The sequence below is a fragment of the Tenacibaculum pelagium genome, assembly GCF_014062345.1.
Classification (GTDB): domain Bacteria; phylum Bacteroidota; class Bacteroidia; order Flavobacteriales; family Flavobacteriaceae; genus Polaribacter; species Polaribacter pelagius.
This window is the reverse complement of the sequence record NZ_JACGLS010000001.1, coordinates 120,786-135,357: the sequence shown is the minus strand read 5'-3', so window position 1 is coordinate 135,357 and position 14,572 is coordinate 120,786. Positions and strand designations below refer to the sequence as shown.

The following is a 14,572-nucleotide window of genomic DNA, read 5'->3' as shown; positions in this document are numbered from 1 at the left end:
ATACAAAACCGTTAGCGAAGAAAATTCAATTTCTTCGCTTTAATACATTTTCAATATCCTCTATTTTATAACCCTTTGCTTTTAAAAGAATAATGTAGTGGTATAATAAATCAGCAGCTTCATTTTTAAATAGTTCTTCATTATCATCTTTAGCCTCTATAACTAATTCTATAGCCTCTTCACCTACCTTTTGAGCAACCTTGTTAATTCCTCTTTTGAATAATTTATTGGTATACGAATCTTCTATATTATTGTCTATTCTATTGTGTATTGTACTTTCTAAACTATATAAAAAACCTTTAGATGTTTCTTCTGCAAAACATGATGTAAAACCTTTGTGACATGTTGGTCCGACCGGATCAGCTTTTATTAAAAGAGTGTCATTATCACAATCCAATAAAATATCTTTTACAAACAAATAGTTCCCTGAGGTTTCCCCTTTTGTCCATAATCTATTTTTACTTCTACTATAAAAAGTAACTTTTCCTTCTTTTTTAGTCTTTATAAAAGCTTCTTCATTCATGTACCCTAGCATTAACACTTGTAGAGTATTATTGTTTTGTATAATTATTGGGACTAATCCGTCTTTATTTTTATTGAAATTTATATTCATCTTACTAGTATGTTGTTTGTTTTTAATGCTTCTTTCAATCTTGGTATTGGAATCTCTCCAAAGTGAAAAATACTCGCTGCTAATCCTGCACTGGCTTGAGTTTTTGTAAAAACCTCTTCAAAGTGTTTTACTTTCCCTGCACCACCAGAGGCTATCACTGGTATATTTACTAGTTCACTAACTTTCTTTGTTATGTCAATATCAAACCCACCCTTAGTTCCGTCACTATTCATCGAGGTTAATAGTATTTCACCAGCACCTAATTCCTCAACCTCTTTTGCCCATTGTAGGGTTTCCCATCTGGTTTCATAAGTACCTCCTTTGGTAAATACCTTACCCCTTCCATCTACACTTTTTGTATCTATTGCCACCACCACAAATTGACTTCCGAAACGTTCTTTTAAATCAACTATTAGTTGTGGATTTTTTACCGCCGAAGAGTTAATACTAACTTTATCAGCGCCAGCCTTAATCAGAGCTAATGCATCTTCCACAGAACTAATTCCACCACCAACAGTAAACGGAATATTTATTTCTTCAGCTATTTTTTCAACTAAACTTATTAAGGTTTTTCTATCTTCTAGTGTAGCAGTAATATCTAAAAAAATCAATTCATCTGCTCCATCTTTTACATATTTCTTTGCTAATTCAATGGGATCACCAGCATCTTTGATATCAACAAAGTTTACTCCTTTAACGGTTCTTCCGTTTTTTATATCTAAACAAGGTATGATTCTTTTCTTTAGCATAATTCCTGTAATTCTTTTAGCGTTATTCTACCTTCGTAAATCGCCTTTCCTATAATGACTCCTTCGCACCCAATCTCTTTAACTTTGTATAAGTCTTCTATATTAGAAACTCCTCCACTTGCTATTAAATTCACCTTGGAATTCTTAAGAATTTCTTTGTATAAATTATTAGAAGTCCCCTGTAACATTCCATCTTTAGCAACATCAGTACAAATAACATTTTGCACCCCTATCTCTTCATAATCCTTAATAAAATCTACTACATCTATTTCCGATGTTTGCATCCATCCATGGGTTGCTATTTTTCTATTTTTACAATCTGCCCCCAGTATAATTTTACTACTTCCATATTTTGATAACCAATTGATAAAAGTATCTGGTTTTTTTACAGCAATACTTCCTCCTGTTATTTGACTTGCTCCTGATTCAAAAGCTATATTCAAATCTTCATCAGACTTCAAACCTCCTCCAAAATCTATTTTTAAACTAGTTTTAGAAGCTATTTCCTCTAACACTTTATAGTTGATTATTTTACTCGATTTGGCTCCATCTAGGTCTACTAAATGTAAGTATTGAATTCCGTTGGCTTCAAACTCTTTGGCAACCTCTACTGGGTTTTCATTATATATTTTCTTTGTATTATAATCTCCTTTTGTAAGACGAACACATTTTCCTTCAATAATATCTATAGCTGGTATAATTCTCATTTTTCTAATTCTAAAAAATTCCTTAATAATTGTTCTCCCACACTTGCCGACTTTTCTGGATGAAACTGCATCGCGTAAAAATTATTTTTTTGCATTACTGAACTAAACTCTTTGATATAATTACAAGTAGCAATAGTTTCGTTGCAGGTTTCTGCATAATAGCCATGTACATAATATACATCATCAGTTGAGTTTATTCCTTTTAGCAAGGTAGTGTCTTCTTTTTTTGAAAAACTATTCCACCCCATATGCGGTACCTTATCTTCGGGTAGAAACTGTTTTGTTTCCGTATCAAAAATTCCTAAACAAATAGTATTTCCTTCTTCTGAAGATTTACACATTAATTGTAATCCTAAACAAATACCTAACGTAGGTTGTTTTAAAGACAAAATAACTTCATCTAGCTTTCTTTCCCTTAGATAACTCATAGCTGAACTGGCTTCTCCAACTCCTGGAAAAATTACTTTAGTAGCTTCTCTAATCTCTTTTGGGTTGTCGGTTATGATACTTTCATATCCCAAACGAGCAACTGCGTTTTGTACAGATCGAATGTTTCCAGCGTTATATTTTATAATGACTATCATTTTATAATGTTCCTTTGGTTGATGGTAAAATCATCTTAGAGGTATCTCTTTTAACAGCCACTTTAATAGCCTTTGCAAATGCTTTAAATATTGCTTCTATCTTGTGGTGTTCATTGGTGCCTTCTGCTTTTATATTCAAATTACATTTTGCTCCATCGGTAAATGATTTAAAAAAGTGATAGAACATTTCCGTTGGCATTTTACCAATCATTTCACGTTTAAATTCAGCATCCCAAACCAACCAGTTTCGTCCACCAAAATCTATAGCAACCTGAGACAAACAATCGTCCATAGGTAAACAAAACCCATAACGCTCTATACCTAACTTATTACCTAAAGCTTTTGCAAAAACCTCTCCTAAAGCTATTGCTGTATCTTCTATTGTGTGGTGCTCATCAACATCTAAATCTCCATTTACCTTAATCGTTAAATCCATTTGCCCGTGTCTTGCGATTTGATCTAACATATGATCAAAAAAAGCAATTCCTGTATTGATATCACTCTTTCCTGTTCCGTCTAAATTAACGGCTATTTTTATCTTGGTTTCATTCGTATTCCTTTCTATAGTAGCAAACCTGTCCTTTAGTTTAAGAAACTCGTATATTGTATTCCAGTCATTACTTTCTAATGCTATGAACTCATCTAGCTCGCTTCTTTTAACAGTTATTTCATCAGCACCAAAATAAGTTTCATCATTAATATAAATTCCTTTTGAACCTAGGTTCTTGGCAAGTTCAACATCCGTTAATCGATCTCCAATTACAAATGAATTGGCTAAATCATATTCTTCAGAAAAATACTTATTCAATAAACCTGTATTCGGTTTTCTAGTAGGTTGATTATCTTTTGCAAAGGTTCTATCTATGATTTCTTCGGAAAATTCTATTCCTTCTTCTTTCAACGTTTTCATTACAAAATTGTGCACTGGCCAAAATGTATTTTCTGGATATACTTCTGTTCCCAGTCCATCTTGATTGGTTACCAATACCAATTCAAATTCTAATTCTTTGGCTATTTTACTCAATCCTTGGAATACTTTCGGATAAAATTCAAGCTTTTCAAAAGAATCTGTTTGTTCGTCTGCTGGTTCTTTAATTAAAGTTCCGTCTCTATCTATAAATAATACTTTTTTCATTTTTTATAGTTCTTCTAGTGTGTTGATTAGTTTTTGATTTTCTTCTGGACTACCAATTGTGATACGTAAACAATTGTTTATAACTGTATTCCTATTTCTTGTAATTATTTTCTTTTCCACTAAGTCTTTGTATAATTTATCAGCATCTTCAACTTCAATCAATACAAAATTGGCTTCTGTAGGATATATCTTTTTCACCATTGGGATTTTATATAATTGATCAATTACCTTTGCTCTTTCTATTAAGATGATGTTCTTTTCAATTCCGAATTTTGATTGATTATTTAAGCTCACTAAAACGGCTTTCTGATTCAAAGAACTCACATTATACGGTGGCTTTACTTTGTTATATAGGTCTATAATATTTGAATTTGCATATGCTGTACCCACTCTTGCTCCAGCCAATCCCCATGCTTTGCTAAAAGTTTGGCTCACGATTAAATTTGGATAATTCTTAATTTCACTGATAAAAGATTCTTTTGTGCTAAAATCAATATAAGCCTCATCAATGATAACAACTCCATTAAAATTTTTGAGGATATATATGATATCGTCTTTGTTAATAATGTTGCCCGTCGGGTTGTTTGGTGAGCATATAAAAATCAGTTTTACATCATCCATTTCTAAATATGGTTGTAACTGATTTAAATTAATTTGAAAATCGGCTAAAAGTCGCTGTTTGATTAACTCAATGTTATTTATTCCAGCAGATACGTCATACATACCATATGTAGGAGAAAAAGTTAAAGCTTTGTCTTTCCCCGGTTCACAAAAAATTCGAAAAGCTAAGTCAATTACTTCATCACTTCCATTACCAACAAAAATCTGATCTAAATTGGCTTTTTTAATTTCTGAAAGTTTTTCTTTAATACGAATTTGTTGTGGGTCTGGATAACGATTTAAAGTTCCAAACGGATTTTCATTGGCATCTAAATATACATCAGCAACGCCTTTAAATTCATCTCTCGCAGACGAATAAGCTTTTAACTGTTGAATATTTGAACGAACTATTTTCTCTAAATTAAACATTGTTAATCTCTTTTAATCTTATGGTAACTGCATTTTTGTGTGCTTGTAAGCCTTCAGCTTCTGCCATTAACTCTATGGCATTTCCTATATTTAATATTCCTTGCTGAGTTACTTCCTGAAATGTAATTTTCTTTACAAAACTGTCTAAAGAAACTCCGCTATAATTTTTAGCACATCCGTTAGTTGGTAATGTGTGATTAGTTCCACTGGCATAATCTCCTGCACTTTCACAACTATAATTCCCTAAGAAAACAGATCCTGCATTCGTGATTCCTTCGATATAATTGAAAGGCTCTAAAGATGCTATGATTAAATGTTCTGGAGCGTATACATTACTAAACTCAATACATTGTTCTTTAGAGTTTAATACAACTGAAAAACTATTTCCAAGAGCTTTTTCTGCTATTTCTTTTCTGTCTAAAAGATTAAGCTGAAGCTTTAACTCATTATTAACTTGTTCAATAACGGACTCATCTGTTCCTACTAACACAACCTGACTGTCTTCTCCATGTTCTGCTTGAGAGAGTAAATCTGCCGCTATAAATCCTGGATTGGAAGTTTCATCGGCAATCACCAATACCTCACTTGGTCCGGCTGGCATATCAATGGCAACACCATCTTGTTGCACCAATTCTTTTGCTTTAGTTACATACTGATTTCCTGGACCTAAAATCTTATACACTTTTGGAACTGTTTCTGTTCCATATGCCATTGCAGCTATTGCTTGAGCCCCTCCAACTTTAAATATTTTAGTTACTCCAACTAAAGATGCGGTATACAAAATAGCTGGATCAATTTCTCCTTTTACATTCGGCGGAGTACACAAAACTATTTCTTTACATCCCGCTATTTTTGCCGGAATACCTAGCATTAAAATGGTTGAAAACAAAGGTGCTGTTCCTCCAGGAATATATAATCCTACTTTATCAATAGCCACACTTTTCCTCCAACAAGTAATTCCCCTAGTTGTTTCTACTTTTGTTTCTTGTTCTTTTTGAGAAGCATGAAACATTCCAATATTACTTTTTGCTAGTTGAATTGCTTCTTGCAATTCTTCCGAAACTAAAGTTTTTGCCAATGCTATTTCTTCATTGGTTACTTCTACAGAAGAAAGCTCAACTCTATCAAATAATTCAGTATATCGAATCAATGCTTCGTTTTTATTTTGCTTAACATCTTCTAAAATTGTAATTACTTTTTTCTCTAGATTACCTTGATCAAAAGTGGCTCTTTTACAAATAGAAGTCCATTCTTTTATTGGTGGATTTTTAATTGTTTTCATACTATTTACACAACCATTTTTTCTATTGGACAAACTAAAATTCCTTCAGCTCCATTATTTTTTAATTCATCTATTATTTCCCAAAACTCATTTCTGTTTAATACGGAATGAACAGAACTCCAACCTTCTTCAGCTAAAGGCAATACAGTTGGGCTTCTCATTCCTGGTAAAATACTGATGATCTTTTCAAGCTTGTCATTGGGTGCATTTAACAATACATATTTTGATTTCCTTCCCTTTAAAACAGATTGAATTCGAAACTGAAGCTTATCTAATATTTCTTTTTGCACTTGTTCAATTTTCGGTGATACTGCCAAAACTGCTTCTGATTTTAATAACACCTCTACCTCTTTCAAATTATTCTTAAACAATGTAGAACCACTCGATACAATATCACAGATACCATCTGCTAATCCAATATTTGGTGCTATTTCAACAGAACCATTTATAATATGTAACTGAGCTTCAATTTTATTCTGTTGAAGAAATTTTTTAACGGTTTCAGGGTAAGACGTAGCTATTTTTTTGTTTTGAAAGAAGTTTACTCCTCTATAATTTTCATTTTTAGGAATTGCAAGAGAAACCTTACATTTTGAAAATCCTAGCTTTTCAACAAATTGAATTCCTTCTCCTTTTTCTATTAATAGGTTCTCACCTATGATAGCAACATCAACCACACCGTCGTTTAAATATTGCGGAATATCTCCATTTCTTAGATAGAATACTTCGATAGGAAAATTACTTGCGGAAGCTTTTAACTGATCCTTACCATTGTCTATAGAAACTCCGCATTCTTTTAGTATTTGAAGAGAATCCTGATTTAATCTTCCCGATTTTTGTATGGCTATTTTTAATTTACTCATTTTTAATTGAATGTGTTTGAGTAAATCGTTTGGTGAAGTTTTATTTCTTGGCGCCTGTAGAAACAAAAAACCCGTTTGATTTACTCAAACGGGTTTTAAAATATATGTTGTTTTTAATCAATACATTTTCAGCTCGCTTGAGTACAAGTATGAAAATGATGATGTAATTGATTAAAAATCATGTCTTATTTTTTGTTGCTACAAATATTTAGAAAATAAATTGATTTATGCAAACTTATTTTACTTTTTCATAAAAGGTTGTGTTTTCTCCTATATGAGAAACAAGTACTGCCTTACCATTAATACTCATTTCTCCACAAGAAGTTCTTAAAAATTTAAAATCTTCAGTTAATGAAAATCTCCATATCTGATTATTAGAAAAAACTAAATTGGTACAATCACTCCAATAATTTAATGAAATATCTATAAAATTAATTTTCTCTTTTCTTTGGTATAATTTTTTTTGGGTTTTTAGATTTAATAAATATTTAAAAATACTATCGTTAGTGATTTCAAGTAATGATTCATGTGGATTAGTATAATATGTAACTTCCTTTCTGTATATATAAGGGTCAGTCTTTATATCTCTCAAAATCCATTTACCTTTCAACCTCTTTATAAGATTTTCTTTATTCTTTTTTAATGAAGCATCAAATGCTTCTTTATAATCAGAGTCTTTAAAATTCTTCTGTCTTATCTCATAATACTCTAGCCTTTCTTTTATACTTCCATAAGGATGATACTCTTTCTCTTTAATGCTTTGTGAATTACTAACTGAAGTAAATATTAAAAAAAGTATTATAAGTAATTTTTTCATATCATTTTTTTTCAAATATAAGAATCTGTATAATTAGAAAATAAAAAACCACCTAAATAGGTGGTTTTTAAATATAGTATATTTTGTATAATAAATTACTTCACAAAGTTAATTTTACGCATACGTAAACTCTCTGGAGTAACCTCTAAATACTCATCATTTCTAATGTATTCCATACATTCTTCTAAAGAGAAATCAATTTTCGGAGCAATCTTAACAGAATCGTCATTTCCTGAAGAACGAACGTTTGTTAACTTCTTTCCTTTAATTAAGTTTACAGCCATATCGTCAACTTTACTGTTTTCTCCTACAACCTGACCTGCATAGATCTCTTGGTTAGGATCAATAAAGAAACGTCCTCTATCTTGTAATCTATCGATAGCATAAGCAGTTGCTTTACCTGTAATAGAAGAAACGATAGCTCCCTTTAAATCTTCAGAGAAATCACCTTTATAAGGTCCGTATTCGCTAAATCTATGGTTAATAATTGCTTGACCTGCTGTTGCAGTTAATATTTTATTACGTAAACCAATTAAACCTCTTGATGGAATTGTAAACTCTAAATGTTGTAAATCTCCTTTTGGCTCCATAACTAATAAATCTCCTTTTCTAAGAGAAACTAAGTTAATCGCTCTAGAAGCAACATCTTCAGGAACATCGATAGATAATGTTTCCATTGGTTCGTGTTTCTTTCCGTCAATCTCTTTAATGATTACTTGTGGACGACCTACTTGTAATTCGTATCCTTCACGACGCATTGTTTCGATTAATACAGATAAGTGTAATACTCCACGTCCGAAAACGTTGAATTTATCTTCTGAATCTGTTTCGTCAACACGTAACGCTAAGTTCTTCTCCATCTCTTTAAATAAACGATCACGTAAGTGACGAGATGTTACAAACTTACCTTCTTTACCAAAGAAAGGAGAATTGTTAATGGTAAACAACATACTCATTGTTGGCTTATCAATCTCTGTTCTTGGTAATTCTTCTGGGTTTTCTAAATCTGCAATTGTATCACCAATTTCAAATCCTTCAATACCTGTAATAGCACAGATATCTCCACAAGGTACTTTATCTACTTGAACTTTACCCATTCCTTCGAATACGTGCAATTCTTTAATTCTTACTTTTTTCTTAGAACCATCAGCTTTACATAACATGTAATCTTTACCAGCTTCTAAGTCTCCACGGAAAATACGTCCGATTGCAATTCTTCCTGTAAAAGATGAAAAGTCTAAAGAAGTAATTTGCATTTGTGGTGTACCAGCATTGTATTTAGTTTCTGGAATAGATTCTAATACAGCGTCTAATAAAGGTACGATGTTATCAGTTTCGTTTTGCCAATCAGTACTCATCCAATTGTTTTTTGCAGAACCATAAATGGTAGTAAAGTCTAATTGCTCTTCAGTTGCTTCTAAAGCAAACATTAAATCGAAAACTTTTTCGTGAACTAAATCAGGAGTACAGTTTTCTTTATCTACTTTATTTACAACTACTATTGGCGTTAATCCTAATTCTAAAGCTTTACCTAATACAAAACGAGTTTGTGGCATAGGTCCTTCAAATGCATCAACTAATAATAAAACACCATCAGCCATTTTTAATACACGTTCTACTTCTCCTCCGAAATCGGCGTGACCAGGTGTATCAATTACATTAATTTTAGTGTTCTTATAGTTTACAGATACGTTTTTAGAAAGAATCGTAATTCCTCTTTCACGCTCTAAATCGTTATTATCTAACAATAAATCTGTACGTTCTTTACGATCGTCTAAAATTTTAGCTTGATCTATAATTTTATCTACCAAAGTTGTTTTACCGTGGTCAACGTGGGCTATAATAGCGATGTTTCTAATTGATTGCATTCTTGCTTATTTTGAAGCTGCAAAATTAGTGTTTTAAAAATGAATACGATAATGAAATGAAATTATTTTTTTTCTTCTAATTCTTCATCATTTTCTCTAAAGGCGCTAGGTAAAATATCAGGAATTAATTTTATTAATAATGGGAGTAATAATGCGCCTCCTGGCAACATAAAAACTGTAAATGCTGGTACGGCTTTACAAATATCTAATAACTGCTCTTTAATTTTATCTTTTTCTTCGGATGAAAGCGAAGTAGTCATTGACTTTTTTATTAAAAAGACTAGCTCCTTACTTTCGGTAAGTTCTTTAGCTAGCCTTTTCTTATTTTTTTGAATGGCTTCTTTTATTTCGTCAACCGTATTCATTATACTTTACGACGTTTTCTTTCTGTTTTCAATAAATTTAACTCTCTTGATGTTTGTCCTGCAACAGAAGTATTTTCTTCTGCTCTACGAATTAAATAAGGCATTACATCTCTAACTGGACCAAAAGGAACATATTTAGCTACGTTATAACCTCCTTTGGCTAAATTAAAACTAATATGATCGCTCATACCGTATAACTGACCAAACCACATACGATTATCGTTTGATTCAATTTTGTATTCCTTTGCTAAATCCATTAATAAATAAGAACTCTCTTCGTTATGAGTTCCTGCAAAAATAGCCATGTTTTTATGTTCCATCATAAAACGAATTGCTTCGTTATAATTATCATCAGTAGCTTGTTTATCTTTACAAATTGGAGAAGCATATCCTTTTTCTTCAGCTCTTTCTCGCTCCTTTTCCATATAAGCTCCGCGAACAACTTTCATTCCTATATGATATCCTTTTTGATGCGCTTTTTGGTATAAACCTCGTAAATACTCCATACGATCATGACGATACATTTGTAAGGTGTTGAATACAATCGCTTTTTCTTTGTTGTATTCTTCCATTAACTCTTCAATCAAATCATCAGCTGCATCTTGCATCCAGCTTTCTTCAGCATCAATTAATAAAGGAACATCCTTTTTTACCGCTGCTTTACATACTGTATGAAAACGCTCTACTACCCTGTTCCATTCTATCTTTTCTTCTTCAGTATGTTCTTCTCCTTCTGTTAATTTTTGATACAAAGCAAAACGTCCAAAACCTGTTGGTTTAAAAACAGCATAAGGAATAGATTTTTTCTCTTCAGCAAAATCAATTGTTTTTAAAGTCATTGCTAAAGCATCGTCGAACTGAGCTTCGTCTTCTTTTCCTTCTACCGAATAATCTAAAACGCTATGAACATTACCTTTTTCATACATTTTTTCAATATTAGGTAAACAATCGTCTTCTGTTACTCCACCACAAAAATGATCGAAAACAGTAGAACGAATTAAACCCTCAACTGGTAAATGTGCTTTTAAAGCAAAATTTGTTACAGCAGTACCGATACGAACCATTGGTTGGTTTTGTATCATTTTAAATAAAAAATAAGCACGCTCTAATTCAGAATCTGACTTTAATTTAAAAGCTATCTCAGTATTATCAAAAAGTTTCATTTTACCTTGAATAAATATTAGTTGTTGTATCGCAAATATAAAAGAGAACTATGAAATAAATTAACTTTTTCTCTTTAATTTCGCTTTAAACTTATTAAAGAAATGACGTCAATTCAAGCAGTAACATATCCAATTCATTTTAATGAGAAAGCTTATGCTGAATTAGCAGGTTTAATCGCTGCTAAAAACTACTCTTCTATTTTTATTCTGGTAGATGACAATACGTTAACACATTGTTATCCTAGATTTATGCAATTATTGGCGACAGATAAAAATATTGAAGTGATTCAGATTGATGCTGGTGAAATTCATAAAAATATAGAAACTTGTGTTGGTGTTTGGAATGTGATGACAGAATTAGGTGCAGATCGTAAAAGTTTACTAATAACTTTAGGTGGTGGGGTGATTACTGATTTAGGTGGATTTGTAGCTTCAACTTTTAAGCGCGGAATTGATTTTGTAAACATTCCTACTACCTTATTAAGTATGGTTGATGCATCAGTTGGTGGAAAAACTGGAATAGATTTAGGGGTTTTAAAAAATCAAATTGGCTTGTTTGCAAATCCAGAAATGATCGTATTAGATCCTGAATATTTACACACACTTGACGCTAGAGAAATTAGATCTGGTACCGCTGAGATTATTAAATATGGTATGACTCACGACATTCGGTTATTTAATGATATAAAAGATAATGCTGAATTAAATATTATCGATTTAATTCATCGCTCGATAGAAATTAAAAACGACGTTGTTTTAAAAGACCCGAAAGAACAAAATGTTCGTAAAGTTTTAAATTGGGGGCATACTATTGGTCACGGAGTTGAATCTTACTTTTTAGATAGTGAACATAAAGAAAACCTTACGCATGGTGAAGCCATTGCTATTGGTATGATTTGCGAAGCATATATATCATCAGAGCTCTTAGGTTTTCCAAAGGATAAATTAAAAGAAATTAAAGAATCCATAATTGCTATTTATGGCAAAGTTGAAATTTTAGATGAAGATTTTTCTTCTATTATGGAATTAATGAAACACGATAAGAAAAATGTAGGAGGAGAAATCAATTTTGTACTCTTAAATAATTACGAAAATTTTAAAATAGATTGTAAAGTGTCTAGCCAATTAATTAAAGAAAGTTTACAGTTTTATACAAATTAAAAAAGGCGACCAAGTTTGGCCGCCTTTTTTTAATAAATTACTTCGGCTCAAGAACAAAAGAATTAAATCCTAGGCTATAGCCCTGTGATTAAACTGTTACAGAACAACTTTTATATATTTCTTCGTAAACTGGTAATATGTTTTGTAAAGAAAATAATTTAATATGTTCTTTTGCATTCTTTTTAAATCTCTCTAAAACTGCCTCATCTTTTAAAATAGCAATTGCATTTTTAGCCATATCGTCAACATCACCAAACTCACTTAAATATCCAGTTTTTCCATGAATATTAACTTCTGGTAAACCTCCTCTATTTGTAGAAATAACAGCAGTACTGGCTGCCATAGCTTCTAAAGCAGCTAGTCCAAAACTTTCCGTTTCTGACGGTAATAAAAACACATCAGAATAACATAATATTTTCTCTACTTCGTTACTATTTCCTAAAAACAAAACTCTGTCTTCTAAACCAAACTCTTTTACTAGGTTTTCAGCATTTAATCTTTCAGGTCCATCGCCTACCATTAATAATTTAGAAGGAATTTCTTTTTGAACTTTATTAAAAATTCTAATTACATCATTAGTACGTTTTACTGGGCGAAAATTACTAACGTGTGTTAGTATCTTTTCTTCTGGTTTTGCTAAAGCGATACGCTTACATTCTGTTTGGTGTGCTTTTGCATATTTTTCACCATCGATAAAATTATAAACGACTTTAATATCTTTTTCAATATTAAATAAACGAAGAGTATCTTCTTTTAAACTATTAGAAACCGTAGTTACTTCATCTGATTTGTTAATACTAAACTCTACTGCTGTTTTATAGGTTGGGTGACTACCAACTAAAGTAATATCGGTACCATGTAGAGTAGTAACTACTTTTACGTTAATGCCTTTATCTTCCAGCATCTTTTTAGCCATATAAGCAGCGTAAGCATGTGGAATCGCATAATGCACATGTAAAACTTCTAAATTATATTTCTCTACGACTTCAACCATTTTACTTGATAAAGCCAATTCATAAGGTTGATATTGAAATAGTGGATATTCTTCTAAAACTACTTCGTGAAAATGTAAGCGGTGAGAGAAAAAATCAAGTCGAACAGGTTGATTATAGGTTATAAAATGAACTTCATGACCTTTATTTGCTAATGCCATTCCTAATTCTGTAGCTACTACTCCACTTCCTCCAAATGTAGGATAACATACAATTCCTATTCTCATATTTATGCTTGGTTATTTATCTGTAATTAATGACGTAAATTTAAGCTATTACTTACGCTTATTTGTGAAGAAAAACATAAAAAAATCCCACTGTAAAAAGCGGGATTTAATTTTTATGATAAAAAGAAACTATTAATAATCTCCTAATGTTTCTGGGTTTTGCGCTAAAGACTCAGCTAATTGCTCATCGTTAGGTGCTTTACCATGCCACGCATGTGTATGCATCATAAAATCAATACCATTCCCCATTTCTGTGTATAATAACACACAAACTGGTTTTCCTTTACCTGTACGAGTTTTTGCGTCTGCCATTCCACTTAAAATAGCTTCTACATTATTTCCTTCTTTTATTTCTAAAACATCCCATCCAAAAGCCTCAAACTTTGCTTTTAAACTTCCCATTGCTAATACTTGATCTGTAGTGCCATCAATTTGTTTTTCATTTACATCAACAGTTGCGATTAAATTGTCAACTTTTTTACCAGCAGCGTACATTGCAGCTTCCCAAATTTGACCTTCTTGTAACTCACCATCACCATGTAAAGTATACACAGTTTTATCGTCTCCGTTTAGCTTCTTAGCTTGAGCTGCACCAATAGCAACACTCATTCCTTGACCTAAAGAACCTGAAGCAATACGAATACCTGGTAGATGCTCATGCGTTGTTGGGTGTCCTTGTAAACGTGTATCTAATTTTCTAAAAGTAGCCAACTCAGCAACAGGAAAAAATCCACTACGAGCTAATACACTATAGTAAACTGGTGATATATGTCCGTTGGATAAAAAGAATAAATCTTCGTTTTCACCATCCATTTTAAAATCAGTAGAATAATCCATGATTTCTTGATATAAGCAAGTAAAAAACTCTGCGCACCCTAAAGAACCTCCTGGATGTCCTGAGCTAACTGCATGTACCATACGAACGATATCTCTACGAACCTGTTGTGTAAAATCTTGAAGCTGTTGTGTTGTTGACATTATTGTTTTTGTTTTATACGGACAAAAGTAACAGTTTAA

General features: G+C 31.9%; 15 protein-coding genes. 1 reads left to right on the top strand and 14 read right to left on the bottom strand.

What is annotated here, in order from left to right; translation table 11 throughout:
• Nucleotides 1–25 precede the first annotated feature (25 nt).
• From hisIE to H3Z83_RS00525, 12 genes are all read right to left on the bottom strand, one after another.
• Complete coding sequence (gene hisIE, locus H3Z83_RS00580; protein ID WP_182123536.1) at nt 26–613, bottom strand: bifunctional phosphoribosyl-AMP cyclohydrolase/phosphoribosyl-ATP diphosphatase HisIE; 588 nt, start codon at nt 611–613, stop codon at nt 26–28.
• Nucleotides 610–1,362 carry an imidazole glycerol phosphate synthase subunit HisF gene (gene hisF, locus H3Z83_RS00575; RefSeq protein WP_182123535.1) on the bottom strand — a complete coding sequence of 251 codons (753 nt, stop codon included), beginning with the start codon at nt 1,360–1,362 and terminating at the stop codon, nt 610–612. Before hisF ends, hisIE begins: the two co-directional genes overlap by 4 nt.
• Nucleotides 1,356–2,069, bottom strand: coding sequence for a 1-(5-phosphoribosyl)-5-[(5-phosphoribosylamino)methylideneamino]imidazole-4-carboxamide isomerase (hisA, locus tag H3Z83_RS00570; protein WP_182123534.1), 714 nt, complete (start codon nt 2,067–2,069; stop codon nt 1,356–1,358). The genes hisF and hisA overlap by 7 nt, the downstream gene beginning before the upstream one ends.
• Complete coding sequence (gene hisH, locus H3Z83_RS00565) at nt 2,066–2,653, bottom strand: imidazole glycerol phosphate synthase subunit HisH (RefSeq protein ID WP_182123533.1); 588 nt, start codon at nt 2,651–2,653, stop codon at nt 2,066–2,068. The genes hisA and hisH overlap by 4 nt, the downstream gene beginning before the upstream one ends.
• A gap of 1 nt (nt 2,654) precedes the next feature.
• The gene (hisB, locus tag H3Z83_RS00560) at nt 2,655–3,788 is read right to left on the bottom strand and encodes a bifunctional histidinol-phosphatase/imidazoleglycerol-phosphate dehydratase HisB (RefSeq protein ID WP_182123532.1); all 1,134 of its coding nucleotides are present in this window, start codon (nt 3,786–3,788) and stop codon (nt 2,655–2,657) included.
• A 3-nt stretch (nt 3,789–3,791) separates the two neighbouring features.
• Nucleotides 3,792–4,817: a histidinol-phosphate transaminase gene (gene hisC, locus H3Z83_RS00555; protein ID WP_182123531.1), complete on the bottom strand. Its 1,026-nt coding sequence runs from the start codon at nt 4,815–4,817 to the stop codon at nt 3,792–3,794.
• On the bottom strand, nt 4,810–6,099 hold the full coding sequence (gene hisD, locus H3Z83_RS00550) for a histidinol dehydrogenase (RefSeq protein ID WP_182123530.1): 1,290 nt from the start codon (nt 6,097–6,099) through the stop codon (nt 4,810–4,812). Before hisD ends, hisC begins: the two co-directional genes overlap by 8 nt.
• A gap of 5 nt (nt 6,100–6,104) precedes the next feature.
• The gene (gene hisG / locus H3Z83_RS00545) at nt 6,105–6,962 is read right to left on the bottom strand and encodes an ATP phosphoribosyltransferase (protein ID WP_182123529.1); all 858 of its coding nucleotides are present in this window, start codon (nt 6,960–6,962) and stop codon (nt 6,105–6,107) included.
• Nucleotides 6,963–7,197: 235 nt separating this feature from the next.
• A complete protein-coding gene (locus H3Z83_RS00540) occupies nt 7,198–7,779 on the bottom strand; it encodes a hypothetical protein (protein ID WP_182123528.1) in 582 nt (193 codons plus the stop codon).
• 95 nt (nt 7,780–7,874) lie between these two features.
• Nucleotides 7,875–9,647 (bottom strand): translational GTPase TypA, encoded by a 1,773-nt coding sequence (gene typA / locus H3Z83_RS00535; protein WP_182123527.1) that lies wholly within the window; start codon nt 9,645–9,647, stop codon nt 7,875–7,877.
• Nucleotides 9,648–9,709: 62 nt separating this feature from the next.
• The gene (locus H3Z83_RS00530) at nt 9,710–10,012 is read right to left on the bottom strand and encodes an LETM1 domain-containing protein (protein ID WP_182123526.1); all 303 of its coding nucleotides are present in this window, start codon (nt 10,010–10,012) and stop codon (nt 9,710–9,712) included.
• Nucleotides 10,012–11,175, bottom strand: coding sequence for a proline dehydrogenase family protein (locus H3Z83_RS00525; RefSeq protein WP_182123525.1), 1,164 nt, complete (start codon nt 11,173–11,175; stop codon nt 10,012–10,014). Before H3Z83_RS00525 ends, H3Z83_RS00530 begins: the two co-directional genes overlap by 1 nt.
• Before the next feature lie 102 nt (nt 11,176–11,277).
• Here H3Z83_RS00525 and aroB point away from each other — a divergent pair, with 102 nt between their 5' ends.
• The gene (gene aroB, locus H3Z83_RS00520) at nt 11,278–12,336 is read left to right on the top strand and encodes a 3-dehydroquinate synthase (RefSeq protein WP_182123524.1); all 1,059 of its coding nucleotides are present in this window, start codon (nt 11,278–11,280) and stop codon (nt 12,334–12,336) included.
• An 88-nt stretch (nt 12,337–12,424) separates the two neighbouring features.
• Here aroB and bshA read toward each other — a convergent pair whose 3' ends face one another.
• Together bshA and H3Z83_RS00510 are read right to left on the bottom strand one after the other, a co-directional pair.
• The gene (bshA, locus tag H3Z83_RS00515; protein ID WP_182123523.1) at nt 12,425–13,555 is read right to left on the bottom strand and encodes an N-acetyl-alpha-D-glucosaminyl L-malate synthase BshA; all 1,131 of its coding nucleotides are present in this window, start codon (nt 13,553–13,555) and stop codon (nt 12,425–12,427) included.
• 132 nt (nt 13,556–13,687) lie between these two features.
• Nucleotides 13,688–14,533 carry a transketolase gene (locus H3Z83_RS00510; RefSeq protein WP_182123522.1) on the bottom strand — a complete coding sequence of 282 codons (846 nt, stop codon included), beginning with the start codon at nt 14,531–14,533 and terminating at the stop codon, nt 13,688–13,690.
• Nucleotides 14,534–14,572 lie beyond the last annotated feature (39 nt).

Excerpts from the sequence above, each read along its gene's own strand:
- hisIE (WP_182123536.1), bottom strand. The coding sequence starts at position 613 with ATGAATATAAATTTCAATAAAAATAAAGACGGATTAGTCCCAATAATT.
- hisF (WP_182123535.1), bottom strand. The coding sequence starts at position 1,362 with ATGCTAAAGAAAAGAATCATACCTTGTTTAGATATAAAAAACGGAAGA.
- hisA (WP_182123534.1), bottom strand. The coding sequence starts at position 2,069 with ATGAGAATTATACCAGCTATAGATATTATTGAAGGAAAATGTGTTCGT.
- hisH (WP_182123533.1), bottom strand. The coding sequence starts at position 2,653 with ATGATAGTCATTATAAAATATAACGCTGGAAACATTCGATCTGTACAA.
- hisB (WP_182123532.1), bottom strand. The coding sequence starts at position 3,788 with ATGAAAAAAGTATTATTTATAGATAGAGACGGAACTTTAATTAAAGAA.
- hisC (WP_182123531.1), bottom strand. The coding sequence starts at position 4,817 with ATGTTTAATTTAGAGAAAATAGTTCGTTCAAATATTCAACAGTTAAAA.
- hisD (WP_182123530.1), bottom strand. The coding sequence starts at position 6,099 with ATGAAAACAATTAAAAATCCACCAATAAAAGAATGGACTTCTATTTGT.
- hisG (WP_182123529.1), bottom strand. The coding sequence starts at position 6,962 with ATGAGTAAATTAAAAATAGCCATACAAAAATCGGGAAGATTAAATCAG.
- H3Z83_RS00540 (WP_182123528.1), bottom strand. The coding sequence starts at position 7,779 with ATGAAAAAATTACTTATAATACTTTTTTTAATATTTACTTCAGTTAGT.
- typA (WP_182123527.1), bottom strand. The coding sequence starts at position 9,647 with ATGCAATCAATTAGAAACATCGCTATTATAGCCCACGTTGACCACGGT.
- H3Z83_RS00530 (WP_182123526.1), bottom strand. The coding sequence starts at position 10,012 with ATGAATACGGTTGACGAAATAAAAGAAGCCATTCAAAAAAATAAGAAA.
- H3Z83_RS00525 (WP_182123525.1), bottom strand. The coding sequence starts at position 11,175 with ATGAAACTTTTTGATAATACTGAGATAGCTTTTAAATTAAAGTCAGAT.
- aroB (WP_182123524.1), top strand. The coding sequence starts at position 11,278 with ATGACGTCAATTCAAGCAGTAACATATCCAATTCATTTTAATGAGAAA.
- bshA (WP_182123523.1), bottom strand. The coding sequence starts at position 13,555 with ATGAGAATAGGAATTGTATGTTATCCTACATTTGGAGGAAGTGGAGTA.
- H3Z83_RS00510 (WP_182123522.1), bottom strand. The coding sequence starts at position 14,533 with ATGTCAACAACACAACAGCTTCAAGATTTTACACAACAGGTTCGTAGA.